At 36.0% G+C, this 15,087-nt stretch carries 14 protein-coding genes; 9 read left to right on the top strand and 5 right to left on the bottom strand.

All coding sequences use genetic code 11. The annotated features are described in order from the left end of the window. The first annotated feature begins 19 nt into the window (after positions 1-19). Positions 20-496, top strand: coding sequence for a 6,7-dimethyl-8-ribityllumazine synthase (gene ribH / locus H3T57_RS05505; protein ID WP_155565079.1), 477 nt, complete (start codon positions 20-22; stop codon positions 494-496). A 458-nt stretch (positions 497-954) separates the two neighbouring features. Then, complete coding sequence (locus H3T57_RS05500) at positions 955-3,567, top strand: MMPL family transporter (protein ID WP_155580122.1); 2,613 nt, start codon at positions 955-957, stop codon at positions 3,565-3,567. Positions 3,568-3,612: 45 nt separating this feature from the next. Here H3T57_RS05500 and rdgB read toward each other — a convergent pair whose 3' ends face one another. Further along, positions 3,613-4,218: an RdgB/HAM1 family non-canonical purine NTP pyrophosphatase gene (gene rdgB, locus H3T57_RS05495; RefSeq protein WP_198193440.1), complete on the bottom strand. Its 606-nt coding sequence runs from the start codon at positions 4,216-4,218 to the stop codon at positions 3,613-3,615. 244 nt (positions 4,219-4,462) lie between these two features. On the opposite strand from rdgB, the gene H3T57_RS05490 reads away from it, so the two are divergent. Further along, positions 4,463-4,774 (top strand): helix-turn-helix domain-containing protein, encoded by a 312-nt coding sequence (locus H3T57_RS05490; protein WP_198193439.1) that lies wholly within the window; start codon positions 4,463-4,465, stop codon positions 4,772-4,774. A 214-nt stretch (positions 4,775-4,988) separates the two neighbouring features. On the opposite strand, the gene H3T57_RS05485 is transcribed toward H3T57_RS05490, so the two are convergent. The 4 genes from H3T57_RS05485 to H3T57_RS05470 all read right to left on the bottom strand — a co-directional run bounded on the left by H3T57_RS05485 (position 4,989) and on the right by H3T57_RS05470 (position 7,327). Beyond that, complete coding sequence (locus H3T57_RS05485) at positions 4,989-5,270, bottom strand: type II toxin-antitoxin system YafQ family toxin (protein WP_198193438.1); 282 nt, start codon at positions 5,268-5,270, stop codon at positions 4,989-4,991. Between the two features lie 61 nt (positions 5,271-5,331). Continuing rightward, positions 5,332-5,517 carry a type II toxin-antitoxin system RelB/DinJ family antitoxin gene (locus H3T57_RS05480; protein WP_198193437.1) on the bottom strand — a complete coding sequence of 62 codons (186 nt, stop codon included), beginning with the start codon at positions 5,515-5,517 and terminating at the stop codon, positions 5,332-5,334. Positions 5,518-5,781: 264 nt separating this feature from the next. Then, entirely contained in the window at positions 5,782-6,450 is a 669-nt protein-coding gene (locus H3T57_RS05475; protein ID WP_198193436.1) for a hypothetical protein, read from the bottom strand. Beyond that, positions 6,443-7,327, bottom strand: a complete 885-nt coding sequence (locus H3T57_RS05470; protein ID WP_198193435.1) for a nucleotidyltransferase — start codon at positions 7,325-7,327, stop codon at positions 6,443-6,445. The genes H3T57_RS05475 and H3T57_RS05470 overlap by 8 nt, the downstream gene beginning before the upstream one ends. 304 nt (positions 7,328-7,631) lie before the next feature. On the opposite strand from H3T57_RS05470, the gene H3T57_RS05465 reads away from it, so the two are divergent. The 6 genes from H3T57_RS05465 (at position 7,632) to H3T57_RS05440 (ending at position 15,072) form a co-directional block, all read left to right on the top strand. After that, positions 7,632-8,534, top strand: a complete 903-nt coding sequence (locus H3T57_RS05465) for an aldo/keto reductase (protein WP_155567803.1) — start codon at positions 7,632-7,634, stop codon at positions 8,532-8,534. Between the two features lie 123 nt (positions 8,535-8,657). Continuing rightward, a complete protein-coding gene (locus H3T57_RS05460; protein ID WP_198193434.1) occupies positions 8,658-11,195 on the top strand; it encodes a penicillin-binding protein 1A in 2,538 nt (845 codons plus the stop codon). An 80-nt stretch (positions 11,196-11,275) separates the two neighbouring features. Beyond that, positions 11,276-12,407 (top strand): peptide chain release factor 2 gene (prfB, locus tag H3T57_RS05455; protein WP_198193433.1). Its coding sequence is split into 2 segments (ribosomal slippage): positions 11,276-11,344 and positions 11,346-12,407, totalling 1,131 coding nucleotides; the frame shifts between segments, so codons are not numbered across the junction. Positions 12,408-12,500: 93 nt separating this feature from the next. Continuing rightward, the gene (locus tag H3T57_RS05450; protein WP_198193432.1) at positions 12,501-13,214 is read left to right on the top strand and encodes an energy transducer TonB; all 714 of its coding nucleotides are present in this window, start codon (positions 12,501-12,503) and stop codon (positions 13,212-13,214) included. A gap of 455 nt (positions 13,215-13,669) precedes the next feature. Then, entirely contained in the window at positions 13,670-14,623 is a 954-nt protein-coding gene (locus H3T57_RS05445) for a MotA/TolQ/ExbB proton channel family protein (protein ID WP_198193431.1), read from the top strand. Continuing rightward, on the top strand, positions 14,620-15,072 hold the full coding sequence (locus H3T57_RS05440; protein WP_155566485.1) for a biopolymer transporter ExbD: 453 nt from the start codon (positions 14,620-14,622) through the stop codon (positions 15,070-15,072). The genes H3T57_RS05445 and H3T57_RS05440 overlap by 4 nt, the downstream gene beginning before the upstream one ends. Positions 15,073-15,087 lie beyond the last annotated feature (15 nt).

The raw sequence follows: 15,087 nt of genomic DNA, 5'->3' as shown, positions 1-15,087 counted from the left end.
AGTGAATAAAGGTTTTTACATGATAAAACAAGCTCCTCAATCAATACAGAAATTTTCATTTTCCAAGCCACCACGGATCGCGATAGTTGTTAGCCGGTTTAATCAAACAGTAACGAATGGATTGTGTCAAGGAGCACAGGAATGGTTGTCTGAACATCAAATTCCTTTTTATCAAGAAGATTTATATTATGCACCTGGAGCTTTTGAATTGCCTTTAATCGCACAAAAACTAGCCAAGTCAGGTAAATATGATGGTGTTGTATGTTTGGGGTGTGTCATTAAGGGAGATACAGCGCATTTTGAATTTATCAGTCTGGGTGCAACTATCGGATTGATGCAGGCCAGTTTGCATACAGAAGTTCCTATCAGTTTTGGTGTTTTAACCACTTATACTTCGGAACAGGCACAAATCCGTTCTGAAGAAAATAAGGAGAATAAGGGTCGCGAGGCTGTGGCAGCCTGTATTGAAAGTTTGGCTTTATTACAAAAAATTTAAATTTCTCAAGCATTTAATTTTTCTTGGTAATTCGCTTGATCAATTATCGAGAAAGAAAAAGCTGCATTATTTTTTATATATTAATTGAGAATAATTATTAATTGCATAATATTGATTGTATCTTGAATGAATTTTTATTATTTTTGGGATTTAAATATATAAAAAAAAGGAGTAGTTATGTTTTTCAGTTTTAAAAAAATTAAACTGCCAGAAGAATTCGTCATATGGAAAAGTTAATAATCCAAAATTCAGAATATTGAAATCGAACCATAATGAAAATTTCTGAATTGTTATTCCTTTTTTATAAGTTGTTACAAAATTGATTTATATAATGGATGTTGAATGCTTTTAGATGAAAGCTATTTTCTTCTATTGTATCAATTAAAAGATATAACATATTTATAAATCTATAGAGTTTTGAATTCTTCTGTATTGTACGAAAAGGATGTGTTGCCGGAATGGTTTCTGCATTGATTAGACGGATTGTTGAATTTTGCTCACGTCATGCATGGCTTGTTTTTATAGTTTATCTGTTGCTGGCAATTGTATCTATTTTTGTAACAAGTAAGAAACTGGACATAACTACTGATACTACCAAGATGTTTTCCACGAAAATGCCTTGGAAGCAGCGATCGGACTGGATGGGAAAGAATTTCCCAAATCGAGAGGGAATTTTAGTTGCGATTATTGAGGCCAAAATTCCGGAAGAAAGGGAGTTAAGTGCAGAAATCCTTGTTAATCAGTTAAATCAGGATAAAAAACATTTTTATTTTGCTAGTTCACCAGAAAATAATCCTTTTCTTGTTAAAAACGGATTGATGTTCCTTGATCCTCCAGTGTTGGATCAAACATTGAATACAATAATTCGTGCACAACCTTTTTTGAGTAGTCTTGCCGCGGATACTTCTGCACGAGGATTATTTGATACGTTGGGTATGGTTGTAGAAGGTATTAAGGAAAATCAGGTTGATCTGGAACAGTATAAAAATGAATTAAATGGATTTGCTAAAACATTAGAGAAAGCATCACAAAGAGATTTTGAACCTTTTTCATGGGAGAAAAGTCTTTCTGGAGAACTTTCAAGTTTGGCTGGTCGATATCAAATCGTAGTGGCAAAACCAAAAATGGATTTAACCTCCTTGCAACCTTCAGGGGAGGCTGTTGCGTCATTAAAAAAAGCCATTTCTTCCATATCATATGTTCAAAGAGGAGATGTGAAGATTCATATTACAGGAGATGCAAAAATCAATGATGAGGAATTTTCCACGGTCATGGATGGCATGGTTCTCGGTCTTTTTGCCTCTTTTGTATTGGTTGCGGGCTGGTTATTCCTTGCGGTAAAAACCTGGCGTATTATTTTACCCATACTATATGTGTTATTGATCGGTTTGATTCTTACAACAGGTTTTGCTTCAATTGCGGTGGGTACGTTAAACCTTATATCCGTTTCTTTCGCAATTTTGTTTGTTAGTATTGCTGTTGATTTCGCAATCCAGTTTTCTGTTCGTTTCAGGGGGCAAGATATTCAAGCGGATGACAATACCAATAAAAGGCAATCAACTTTATTGGCATTGTCTAAAACAGGATATGATACAGGTCATCAGATATTTACAGCTTCTGTTGCGGCAGCAGCAGGTTTTCTGGCGTTTACTCCGACAAATTTTGTTGGGGTTAAGCAGCTTGGCTTAATTGCCGGCACGGGTATGATTATTGCCTTGATCTGCACGTTAACACTTTTGCCAGCCATGTTAACAATTTTACAGCCAAAAATAGTTCAAGCAATGGCTGGTTTTCCCAGATTGAAAAGTTTGGATAATAAATTTCGACATTATCGTTGGTATGTCCTTGCTGTTTATGCAGTGATTGCTGTTATCGGCATTTTCTTTCTGGTTGATCAAAAGGTCAGTTTTGATGCAGACCCATTTCATACCAAGGATACTCATTCTGAAGGGATGAAGGCTTTACAGTTATTGATGAATGATCCGAATACTAATCCTTATACAGCAGATGTAATGGCTAAATCTCCTGAAGAGGCAAAAAAACTCGTAGATCAGATTGGTCAGCTTTCTTCAGTGCAAAATGTTATTTGGCTTGGATCTTTTGTTCCGGAGGATCAAAAAATTAAAATTCCAATGATCAGGGATGCAGCGTCGGTCTTGTTAAACACTTTGTCAAACACATCAATCAAATCCAGACCATCAGCATTGGAATTACGTCAGTCTATGCAGAAAATGTTGGATAAACTCAATTCGGTGCAAAATATACTGACGTCTGATAGTCCATTGGAAAGAATACGTCTTGCATTGCAAAAAATTGTCAGTATGTCTGATAATGACCTCATGAAAATCAATGATGATCTGGTTCGTTTTCTTGGTTTTCAATTGCACCATCTGGAAATTATGTTAACGCCATCAGCCGTTTCTTTAACTGATGTTCCCAAAGAGTTGGCAAATGAATATCGAACAAAAGATGGATTATACAGGATAGAGATTTATCCAAAAGGCACAAATCTTGATAATGAACAAATTGCAACGTTTGTTAAACAAATTCGTTCCGTTGCTCCTGAAGCGGCCGGAACTTCCGTTGATATCATAGAAAGTGCAAATACAGTGGTTCATGCTTTTATTATCGCGGCGGTTATGGCGATAATAACTTTGGCCATCATTATATTTATCGCATTACGTCGAATATTGGATATGTGTCTTGTATTAATGCCTTTGATATTGTCAGGACTTATGACAATTATTGTGATTGTCTTAATCGATCAGCCTTTGAATTTTGCCAATATCATTACATTACCGCTTTTACTTGGAGTTGGTGTATCCTTTAATATCTATTTTGTAATGAATTGGCGTGAAGGACTATCGAATCCCTTATCATCGCCAACTGCTAGAGCGGTTCTATTTTCAGCTTTAACAACTGGAACGGCTTTTGGATCTTTGGCAGCTTCAGCCCATCCTGGAACAGCGAGTATGGGGTTATTACTATTGATATCCCTAGGATGTACATTGGTGGCGACATTAATATTTGTTCCTGCGTTATTACCCAAACGGGATATCGATAGGGAATAAATCTATTGGGATGTTTCATTCCAATAGATTATATAGAGGTAAGGGTTAGAAGCAGGCCTGAATGAATTTTTGAAAAGCTAGAGCACGGTGACTAATTGAATTTTTTTTCGAATCAGACATTTCTGCAAAAGTTAACGGGTTATTTAATGGTTGAAAAACGGGATCATATCCATGACCGTATTGTCCACGGGGAGGCCAAATAAAATTACCGTCAACTTTTCCTTCAAATTCATATGTTTTACCGTTTGGATATGCAAGGGATAACACACAGATAAAATAAGCCGATTTATCAGGAATGGACTGTAATTTATCATGCATTTTTTGCATGGCCATAGAATAATTCTTATGGGGTCCCGCCCAACGAGCAGAATATAAACCAGGATCCCCATTCAATCCATTAAGGCAAAAACCGGAATCATCTGCCAAAGCAATCATGTTTGAGGCATAACTGGCTTGTAAAGCTTTCAAACGGGCATTTTCATGAAAGGTTGTCCCTGTTTCTTCAGGTTCTGTCAGATTAAGTTCACCTGCCGAATGAATTCTTAATGAAAAATTGGAAAGTAATTGATGAATTTCCTTTACCTTGCCTGGATTATGGGTGGCGAGAACAAGTTCTGTATCACGAATAATTTTAGGTGGAAGCGAAAACATTTAAATTCTTTCATCATTCAAAAATTAAATATGTTTAAATGAGAATTATCTCTGATTAAATTATAATGCCATAATAATTTGTTTAAAATTAGAATAAATATAAGGGTGCACGTTAAAAATATCTTGGATTTATTACGTATCAAAATATTATTGTAATAATCAATAAAAAGAATTATATAATATCTTTTACAAAACAAAATTATATTGATAAAAAAATATTTTATTCTTGAATTATTAATATAAAATGAAAAAAAGCGACGAACCAACAAATTCACAAATTATATATGGTTACAACTTTAGAATAGAAAGATTAAATTTAGGTTGGAGCCAAGAAAAAGCGGCACATTATTCAAAAACATCAAAATCATTTATATCTCTTTTAGAACGTGCAAAAACTGGCATTAGTTTGAGAAAAGCAGAGGAACTTTCTCTAGTTTTATTTAATAAAGAATTAATTGACATGCTTAGGAAAAAACCAAGATCATACAAACGTGCACAAACAGAATTTCCTGTTGGACGTGTTGATCCCAAAAAAAAGAAAAAACTTATTGAATAGTATAAATATTAGCGCACTTTTAAAATGCGCTAACCGCTCTAATCAAAACATTTCTAACTGATTATCTAAGCCTTCATCAGCAATATATTGTTTTAATGCTTCAATTTTATTGTAATGTTTCTATAAATTAATTATGTTTTTTATATTTTTAAAGTAATATTATTATTTAATGGTTAAAAATTTTATAAATTGTTATCTAAAATTGTTGATTAGCTTACAGTTCCAATTCTGCATGAGACCTTAATCTGACAAGTTGTAAGATATCGTCATTTTCTTTTCGATAAATTAAAATTAAATTAGGTTTGATATGACATTCACGAAAATCTTTCCAATTACCAATCAGCCTATGATCATCTTGGTATTTAGGATCAATAATTTCATCATTGGCTAATGAATAAATTATTTTAGATAATAATATCCAGAACTTTGCTGTAGCGTCCTCTTTCTTCACTTTTAAAGTCTTTTTAAACTGTTTTAATGCTTTAATAGTTTTCATGTAAATCTGCCATTAAATCATCGATAGACGAGAACTCCTTTCCCTTTCCTAACCTTGTTTTTTACATAACCATAATGGTTGTTTTATTGGGAATAATAGGTTCAAAAGGAAGTTGTTTTTCTTTTGCTATTCTGGTTAAAAAAATATAAATCGCATCAGAAATTGTTAATTTCATACCAGATAATACCATAACTGCTTGATTTTTAATGGTTTTATCAATACGAGCTTGAACGAGATGATTGTCCATGTATACCTTCTAATAAGAATTTTATTTTTAGTTGAATTCAAATGAATAATAATGTCAATCATTTTAGATACTTATGTAAAGAAGACTCTTTTAAAAATTATTTAAAAAAGTGGATTTGTCTATCAGGTTTATACTATTTTTTCAAAACGCTATCATTGAAAAACAATAGCAAAGCTTATTGCAACTTAGATGTAAAAATGAATATATCATTATTAATATCAAACGTTGTATTGTAGTCTGGCAATTCATTTTTTGCTATATAATCTAAAACCTAATGCTGTTTTCTATTTCAGTTACTGGATGTTTACCAAAATTCTCAGGAAGTTCGTCTAGTATTTTTTTTGAATGATAGTCAAATGATATCTCCCCAGTTGTTTTTCTTTCTGTCCAATACCTTCCTTTTAATTTTTTTTGCGAATTTTCTATAATTTGAAACACAGCTGTTCCATCATGTGAGTTACTTCGCTCATTTAAAGATATTTTTGGCTTACTAGTGTAAGAATATGTAATTTTTTTTATTTGTTTTTCTGGATCAATAATAAATCCCTCAGAATATGAAAAACTTTCCATTTCACTAGTCCGCATCATAAAATTAATATAACAGAAAGATTGTTTGATAGTAAGCATTACAGGTATAGGAGCAGGTTTTTGCCCTGTTTCTGGATTTTGCCAATTTGAATATATAAACCCTACCCAAGTTCCATTTAAATTTGGAAAAACAACAAGCCATCCTCTAAATACTCTCCATTTCCAACCATATTTAACAAATAATCCTACAATTATAACATCAACAGTTACAACCTTTGGAATGAGTTCAAAAAAATATTTTATATTTGATAATTTAACTCCTATACAATAAGTAAAAATTACCCAAGCAATTGCTGAAATAAAAATTAATACATACAAATAATTTTTTAAATTTTTACTATGCATTTTTTAAATCAAAAAAATTCCAAGCAGCCTTTGCAAAATCACGCCCATTTTCCCTACTCCACTCTTGTTCTTCATGAAATAAATAAAAGCATTCATTTACTTCTAACCAATGATTACTGTTAGGTTCATCACCTTGAAGATTGTCCCAAATATAAAATAACATACCCTTAAGACGTTCTATCCATGTTGATTTGAGAAATACTTCATCTGGACAATTATAAGCTAAACACTCCATAAAAAAAGAAGGTAATTCATTAAAATATTTATTTTCTGCCATTATATTTTCAATACGTTTTAATAAACGTACACCTTTTTTATAAGAATAATTAGTTCTAATATTTTTATTTGTTCCGTTTTTTATTTGTTGCTCTGGGTAATTAACAATACAACTTCCATTAGTTTTAAATATTTTTGTTCCCTCTATGTAGTTTGTTTTCATATAATATCGATAACTAAAACAAGGAACAACATCAGCATTCACTCGTGCTGAGCTAGAATTTATTTGTATTGCTGTAGAGCCTGTAATATCAATTTGATTAGAAAATTTCTTTTCCAAAGCGGAAATAAGTTCTTCTCTTAACTTTTTAGGTGTCCAAATACCTTCATATCTTTTACCAGGTATATAATTTCCTTTTTCAGATTCATCCCAGTAAAAAACATCTTTACATTGAACCGCTATATCCACATCGCTATCTGAAGATACATTAGTATTATTAGCATAAGACCCTTTTGCGTAAACCTTTAAATTACAATCGTTAAATGGTTCATGTGCTTTTATAGTTTCATAAATCATTCTTTCAGTTCTTTCTTGTTTTTCTTTTTCAGTAGTACTTGAAGGTTCTGTGTAACTAATCAATTTTTTTTCTAAATTTATCATTTAATTTCTTTATTAAGATTAATTTTTTTGAATTGTTATTTTATATCGTTTTAAAAATAATTTAAATTCATAATATTGTTATTCTAGAGTATGATTTAATGTACAATAAAATAATATCTCAAGATTTATTGCGACAATTATTTTTAATATGATCTAATAAATTTCATACTGAATAGATAAAATTCATTATTAAAAATATTACTTTATATCATTCTGATAGATAATTTATTTTTCTAAAGTGGTATTTATTTTATAAATCATTTAATTTTAATAATTAATGAATGATTTATGATAGGAAAAAAGAATGCAGTCAATTGATGCGGCTTTAGCGGGTAATTTTCAATTTGATCACCAAATCAAGATCAATCGAATGGGATTTGGTGCGATGCGTATTGTTGGTAAAGGTGTATGGGGGGAACCTGAAAATCGTAAGGAAGTTATTGCAACTTTATATCGTACGCTAGAATTGGGGATTAATTTTATCGACACGGCAGATAGCTATGGTCCTTTTATCAGCGAAGAATTAATTTGCGAAGCACTTTATCCTTATCCGAAAAATTTATTGATTGGCACAAAAGGGGGGCACACCCGGCATGGGCCGGATATTTGGCGACCCATTGGCAGTCCAGATTATTTACGTCAATGTGTTTTAATGAGTATGCGTCGTCTAAAACTGGATCAAATCCGTTTATGGCAATTGCATCGTGTGGGGGAAGATACTTTTCCGGAATTACAGTTTGAAGCTATCGCCAAAATGCAGCAGGAGGGATTAATCGGTCATGTTGGGTTATCTGCCGTATCTGTAGGGATGATTAAACGTGCGTCAAAATTTTTCAAGGTTGCTTCCGTTCAGAACAAATATAATCTGGTTAATCGGGAATCAGAAGCCGTTGTTGATTTTTGTGATGAAAATAATATCGCTTTCATACCTTATGCACCTTTGGAACAGGGGGTGAAATTCACTGGTCCTGTTCTTGAAGAAATTATGAACAAAAAACACGCCTCAGCCCGTCAGATAGCGTTGGCCTGGCTATTAAAACGTTCAAAAATCATTGTTCCCATTCCCGGAACGGGTTCCGTTCAACATTTAGAGGAAAATACAGCAGCGGTGAATGTTAATTTGACGGATGATGAATGGACAAAACTTGATTTGGAGGGGAAAAAGATTTGGGATAAACAAAAAAAATCTGCAAAATTATATTTGTAAACCGAATAAAAGATCGACATATTCTTGGAATAACAACATAGTTGTTTTTTACTCATATTAAAAATGTTATATAAGAATAACTCCTAATAATCGAGTTTTCACAATTGATGTAGAGTTTTTTTTATGTCTTCGAAAAATTCTGATCCGTCTAATGCTGGTAATAAATACAGTAATTCAATTATAAAACGCCCCAGATACCGTATATGGCGGATGTTGGTTGGAATACTTGCAGGCTTGTTCCTTTTTATTCTTGCGGGAGGTGGATTATTTGCCTGGATAAAATATGAGGGAGCCGTACAGGATTTGCCTACTGTTGAGGGGTTGAAAAATTATGCCCCGCCTGTTATGAGCCGGATATATGCCAATAATGATCGTGTCATGGCAGAATTGGCATCAGAGCGGAGATTATTTGTTCCCATTACCCTTATTCCGGATCGGGTCAAGAACGCTTTTATCTCGACAGAGGACAAGAATTTCTATTCTCATGGCGGGATAGACCCCTTGGCAATTGTACGTGCGGTTGTACAAGATATGTTCCGTAAAACGTCAGGTAAGCGTCTGGTGGGGGCCTCAACGATTACGCAACAGGTTGCGCGTAATATGTTGCTTAACAATAAGCGGAATTTGAATCGCAAGATTAAGGAAGCTATCTTGGCAATTCGAATTGAACAATCCCTGACCAAAGATCAAATTCTGGAAATTTATTTAAATGAAATTTATCTTGGTGATGGTGCCTACGGGGTTGCTGCGGCCGCACAAACTTATTTTCATAAAAATCTTGATCAGCTGACCGTGGCAGAAGCGGCCTATCTCGGTGGATTGCCGAAATCTCCTTATAATTATGATCTTTATCATCATCCGAAAGCAGGGCTGGAACGTCGTAATTTCGTTTTGAGCCGTATGGTAGAAACTGGTGCAATCAGCAAAGAAGTCCTGAAACAGGCAATGGATGAACCCTTGCAAGTGACACAATCTGTTATAAGACGTGGACCTTTGGCAGGAACACAATGGTTTTCCGAGGCTGTAAGGCGTGATCTGATAGATCGCTATGGAATGGATAAAACAATGCAGGGTGGTTTGGAAGTTCATACGAGTTTGGATCTGAAAAATCAAAATCTAGCAACAAGGTTAATGCAGCAGGCATTAATGAAATATGATCGGCAACATGGTTGGCGAGGTGCAATAAATCATTTAAATATTGAAGATGGAAAAGAATGGAGTGATTTGCTAGCCAGACAAAAAAATCCTGCCGGGATATTGGATGCATGGCGTGTTGCCATTGTTTTGAATAGTAGTACGGGAAAAGTTGGATGGTTGGAGAATAAGAATGAGAAATTGGCTTTATTGGAAAATAAGGATGTAAGTTGGACAAGGCGTTCTTCTCATCCATTAAAAATGGGCGATGTTGTTTTAATTGAGCCTTTGGCTGATAATGGTAAAGTCGCCTTGCGTCAGGTTCCTCTGATAGAAGGTGCGTTAATTTCTGTTGATGTTCAGACAGGCCGCGTTTTATCCATGTTTGGTGGATGGTCATTTGCTGAGTCACAGTTTAATCGAGCAACACAAGCTCAACGACAACCAGGCTCTTCTTTCAAACCCATAGCTTATCTGGCGGGGATGGAACAAAATATTCCGCCATCTCAGATTTTTATGGATTCCCCTTTTTCAGCAGGTAGCTGGCATCCAAACAACTATGAAAAAACATTCTGGGGACCAACAGCGTTACATAATGGCTTACGTTATTCAAGGAATTTGGTCACCATTCGTTTGGCCGCTCAAGTCGGGATGAATGCTATTTCAAATTTGGCAATTGCATTAGGTGAAGTAGATTCAATGCCTAAGGTTTTACCTGCCGTTTTGGGTGCTGTGGAGACAACGGTTTTTCGTCATGCTGGTGCCTATGCAAGTATTGCGGCAGAGGGGTTGTTAACAAAACCAACCTTAATTGACTATATTCAGGATCGGAATGGAAAGGTAATCTGGCATTCAGATGTCTTGAAGTTGGAACATTCGGAAGATCCAGATAGGCTTCCCCTTATTATTGATCATCGTAAACGTGTTGCATCAGCTCAAAGTTCCTATCAAATTATAACCATGATGGAAGACGTGATGAAACGTGGAACCGGTATGTCGGCAGCGCGTGGCATAGATCGTCCACTTGCCGGCAAGACAGGAACCAGTCAGGATTTTAATGATGCGTGGTTTGCAGGATTTTCACCGGATATCGTGACAGTAGTATGGTTTGGGTTTGATCAGCCAAAAACATTGGGAAAAGGTATGTCTGGCGCTGTTGTTGCCGCGCCAGTTTGGAATGAATTCATGAAAAACATTCTGGCTAATCGTCCCAAACTTGATTTTGCAAAACCAGAAGGTGTTTTTCTAGCAAGTTATGATACGAGTAAAGGAAGCGTAACCGATGCTTTCAAGGAAGGACAAACCCCGGGAATTAGCATCAATTTGAATAAGGGGGCAGCAACGGGTGAGTTGACAGCCCAGGATACAGGAGCTGAAAATATACCTGATTCTGAAGAGTCCATGGATAGTAATGAGGGGATTGTATCTCCATCTAATGAAGGAAGTGAAAAAAAGATTGGTGAAAAAACAGGTCAATCTTCATCTTCAGGTGAAGGGGAAGATATAGGTATGGGTGGATTATATTAAGGTTGACCTTGTATTTTTATTAAAATCTTGTTAATTGGATTAATAATTAATTGCATTTAAGGTAAATAAAGGAAACGAGTATGTCTGCGGAGAGTGATACACTCCAACAAACAATAGAGCAGTCTTTAGAACTGCTGAGGAGGCATCTTTGACTGGGATACAGCTAAAGATCGTCTAGCCGAGTTAAATAACCGCATTGAAGATCCCAATCTATGGGATGATGCGGAAAATGCGCAAAAGATTATGCAGGAAAGAACAGGGCTTGCCAATCAAATTGAGCGGGTTGAACGGTTGGAGCAGGATTGCAAGGAAAATCTTGACCTAATTGCGTTGGCTGAACAGGACAATGACATGGAAATTGTTCAGGATGCCTTGCAACAATTGCAATCAATGGAAAAAGAAGTTAAACGTCTTGAATTGGAAAGTTTACTTTCTGGTGAAGCCGATCGGAATGACTGTTATCTGGAAGTGAATTCCGGGGCAGGAGGCACGGAAGCGCAGGATTGGGCTGAGATGATGTTAAGAATGTATACACGTTGGGCCGAACAACATGGTTATAAGGTAACCATGTTGGAAAGTACTGAAGGGGAACAGGCGGGTATAAAATCGGCAACATTGCAAATAAGCGGGATAAATGCCTATGGGTGGCTGAAAACTGAAGCGGGAGTTCATCGTTTGGTTCGTATTTCGCCTTTTGATTCCGCTAAAAGGCGTCATACATCTTTTGCTTCTGTTTGGGTTTATCCAGTTATAGATGATTCAATTGATATTGATGTAAATGAATCAGATTTGAAAATCGATACGTATCGTGCATCGGGTGCTGGCGGACAGCATATCAATAAAACGGAATCAGCCATAAGAATTACCCATGTTCCAACAGGAATTATTGTCGCTTGTCAAACGGATCGATCACAACATCGTAATCGGGCAACAGCAATGGAAATGTTGAAGGCCCGTCTATATGAATTGGAATTAAAAAAACGCGAGGAAGAGGCGGCACAGACAGAAGCCAATAAAACTGATATAGGTTGGGGTCATCAAATCCGTTCTTATGTTTTGGCACCCTATCAATTGGTGAAAGATTTGCGAACGGATGTGGAAAAAACCAATCCAGATGCTGTTCTGGACGGTGATCTGGATGATTTCATGGCAGCGGCACTGGCTTTAAAGGTGGGGGCAACACGTTCAGAAGCAAGTGCGAAAGCAACATGATAAAAAGGCTTTGTTAAAAACTTTGACTAATAGTGATTTATCAGTGGATAAGTATTGAAGATGAGTAATTTCACAGGAAATGGAAAGTGATTCATGGTTAATCTTAATCAACGTCATCCTATTGAATCTATTGGTATTTTAATTCTTGTTATTTTGTTTCATATTTTTGGAATTCTTGGATTGTTGTTTCTTATGCATTCCAATAAAAAAGAAGATATGCCTGCTCCATTAGAAATAAGGGTTGTAGATGTATCTTCCGCCGCATCCTCAGCTTCCGCACAGGTTTCACAACCACCTGCACCGGAAATGATTGTTCCACCTCCACCAGAGATTGAGCCCCCCCCAATCAATACAGAAGCCCCTGTACAACCTAAACCGCCTAAAATTGTAAAAAAACAAGTCAAAAAAAGGGAACCGGCTGCCCAACCTGCAAAAAGCTCGGCATCCGATAGTCAAAATCAAGGGAATATGAATGGTATATCTGGTGAGGGGATGTCGAATACTCCAAATGATGGTCCTCCTGACAGAAGTGCTGGCAGCCGTGCACTTAATGGTGTTAAAATGAATTATCCTCCTGATATGGAAGCGGCGGGTAAGGAAGGTCGGGTTATACTATCCTGTGATATTGAAGCGGATGGCCATACCAATAATTGTAATGTAATTGAAGCCAAGGGAGGAAACTCGTTTAAAGAAGAGGCTCTACGCTATGTGGCTTCTGCCCGTTATCGTCCAGCCACACGCAACGGTATGCCAGTAAAAGAGAAAAATCATCGTCTTACAATCAGTTTTAAATTAGGTGCTGGATAAATGGTTCATTTATTTTGGATTGGATATGTCAATTAATCATCTTAAATGCAAATAAAGTTAAAATTTCTTTAAATTTAGTTACGTTAATGTCGAAAAATATGAATAAATTTACCAAACAATATATTGGGCAGACCAACATTGATAATCTGTGCTTTCATGATATGAATTTTTATGACAAAAATTTTAGGGATGGTTTAGTTGATGCTTTAAATATTTGTAAAAATATATTTAAGGAACATGATCGTCACGTTATTGGGTTATCAAAAATCAATCCCAGAGCGTCACCAATTCGATAACAGATATGGTATATAGGTTTGAAATGAACCTAGAATCAATTATAAGTTGATGGTTATTCATATCAATATAAAAATAAATAACAATGAATATGTTTATGTTGTCTGAGGTTGTTTAAAGAAATTACTGCCCAGTAAAATTAACGAAGGAATGTGTTAAATATGGATAAAAATAAAAGTTTATTTCGATTGATTCGTTTTAAATTCACTGTGATTGCCGCATTTTCTGGAATGCTTTGCCTGTCAGGTATAAACAATGGTTTTGCACAGCAGCCTCAGCAAAATATACCAACATCAACTGCACATGATAACTCCGCTTCTCAACCAATGCAAAATTCAGCGGGTAGCAACGTAAATCCAGTCGTTTCTTCGACCATAGACAACCCAGTAAAACCGGAAGCTGTTCCTCAATCATCAGAAAATCCATATGGTTTAAAAGCTTTGTGGAAAGCGGGTGATATTGTTTCAAGGATAACATTGCTTGTGTTGGCAATAATGTCAGTAGGGAGCTGGTATGTAATCGTTGCAAAAATTGTTGTCCAAAATCGTGTGACGCGTGCTGGAAAAGAAGTGCGTGAAAAACAGTTCTGGCAACAAAACACTTTAAAAAAGGGTACGGAGAGTTTAGGTAGTAACTCTTCCTATCGATATATTTCTGAAAATGGTATTGATGCATTGATGCATTATGAAGGCTCCTTGCAGGAAACGATTGATTTATACAGCTGGGTGTCCATGGCCTTACATAGAGCGCTTGACAAGATACAGGGACAATTGCAAGGCGGTCTGGCTTTTTTGGGAACGGTTGGATCCACTGCCCCTTTTGTAGGATTGTTCGGAACAGTCTGGGGTATTCATCATGCCTTGACCGCCATTAGTATCGCTGGACAGGCTACATTGGATAAGGTTGCCGGTCCTGTAGGCGAGGCTTTAATTATGACAGCAATTGGTTTGGCTACGGCTGTTCCAGCTGTTCTGGGATATAATTTCCTGGTTCGTCGCAATAAAGTGATTATGGATCAAACTCGCAATTTTGCTGCAGATGTTCAAACAGTCTTACTTGGGGGAAACCTGAATAATAAAAAAGTGATCCCCGAGCAAGGAAAGAGAGGCTCATGAGCTTTAATTTGAATGGTAATCGTGGTGTAGGGGATTTTATCAGCGCGGAAGGGGATAATGATGAGGTGGTATCCGAAATCAATACAACCCCCTTGGTTGATATCATGCTTGTACTACTGATTATCTTTTTAATCACTATTCCTGTTGCCACACACGCTGTAAAGGTTGATATTCCAGAACGTAACAGTCATTTAACTCAAACCAAGGTAGGAAATATAGCCCTTGTCATTAAGGCGGATGGTCAGGTATTTTGGAATGAACAGCTATTACCTGATGAGAATGCATTAAAAGCAAAATTGGCTTCGGTAGCATCTTTACATCCTCAGCCCCAAATTCAAGTTTGGGGAGACATACAGGCAAAATTTGAGAAAGTTGGTCAGGTTATCCAGGATTGTCAGCAAGCCGGGATCAGTCGGGTTGATTTTATTACGAAACCCATTAGGAAATAGTAATACGGTATAGGG

It is taken from the genome of Commensalibacter sp. W6292M3, assembly GCF_016101315.1.
Classification (GTDB): Bacteria; Pseudomonadota; Alphaproteobacteria; order Acetobacterales; family Acetobacteraceae; genus Commensalibacter; species Commensalibacter melissae.
Note: the sequence above shows the minus strand (reverse complement) of the source record. Positions and strands in the feature narration are given on the sequence as shown.

Bases quoted from the DNA above. Each gene is read 5' to 3' on its own strand.
- H3T57_RS05475 (WP_198193436.1), bottom strand. From the start codon at position 6,450: ATGCATAGTAAAAATTTAAAAAATTATTTGTATGTATTAATTTTTATT.
- H3T57_RS05485 (WP_198193438.1), bottom strand. From the start codon at position 5,270: ATGAAAACTATTAAAGCATTAAAACAGTTTAAAAAGACTTTAAAAGTG.
- ribH (WP_155565079.1), top strand. From the start codon at position 20: ATGATAAAACAAGCTCCTCAATCAATACAGAAATTTTCATTTTCCAAG.
- H3T57_RS05480 (WP_198193437.1), bottom strand. From the start codon at position 5,517: ATGGACAATCATCTCGTTCAAGCTCGTATTGATAAAACCATTAAAAAT.
- H3T57_RS05500 (WP_155580122.1), top strand. From the start codon at position 955: ATGGTTTCTGCATTGATTAGACGGATTGTTGAATTTTGCTCACGTCAT.
- rdgB (WP_198193440.1), bottom strand. From the start codon at position 4,218: ATGTTTTCGCTTCCACCTAAAATTATTCGTGATACAGAACTTGTTCTC.
- H3T57_RS05465 (WP_155567803.1), top strand. From the start codon at position 7,632: ATGCAGTCAATTGATGCGGCTTTAGCGGGTAATTTTCAATTTGATCAC.
- H3T57_RS05460 (WP_198193434.1), top strand. From the start codon at position 8,658: ATGTCTTCGAAAAATTCTGATCCGTCTAATGCTGGTAATAAATACAGT.
- H3T57_RS05490 (WP_198193439.1), top strand. From the start codon at position 4,463: ATGAAAAAAAGCGACGAACCAACAAATTCACAAATTATATATGGTTAC.
- H3T57_RS05440 (WP_155566485.1), top strand. From the start codon at position 14,620: ATGAGCTTTAATTTGAATGGTAATCGTGGTGTAGGGGATTTTATCAGC.
- H3T57_RS05445 (WP_198193431.1), top strand. From the start codon at position 13,670: ATGGATAAAAATAAAAGTTTATTTCGATTGATTCGTTTTAAATTCACT.
- H3T57_RS05470 (WP_198193435.1), bottom strand. From the start codon at position 7,327: ATGATAAATTTAGAAAAAAAATTGATTAGTTACACAGAACCTTCAAGT.
- H3T57_RS05450 (WP_198193432.1), top strand. From the start codon at position 12,501: ATGGTTAATCTTAATCAACGTCATCCTATTGAATCTATTGGTATTTTA.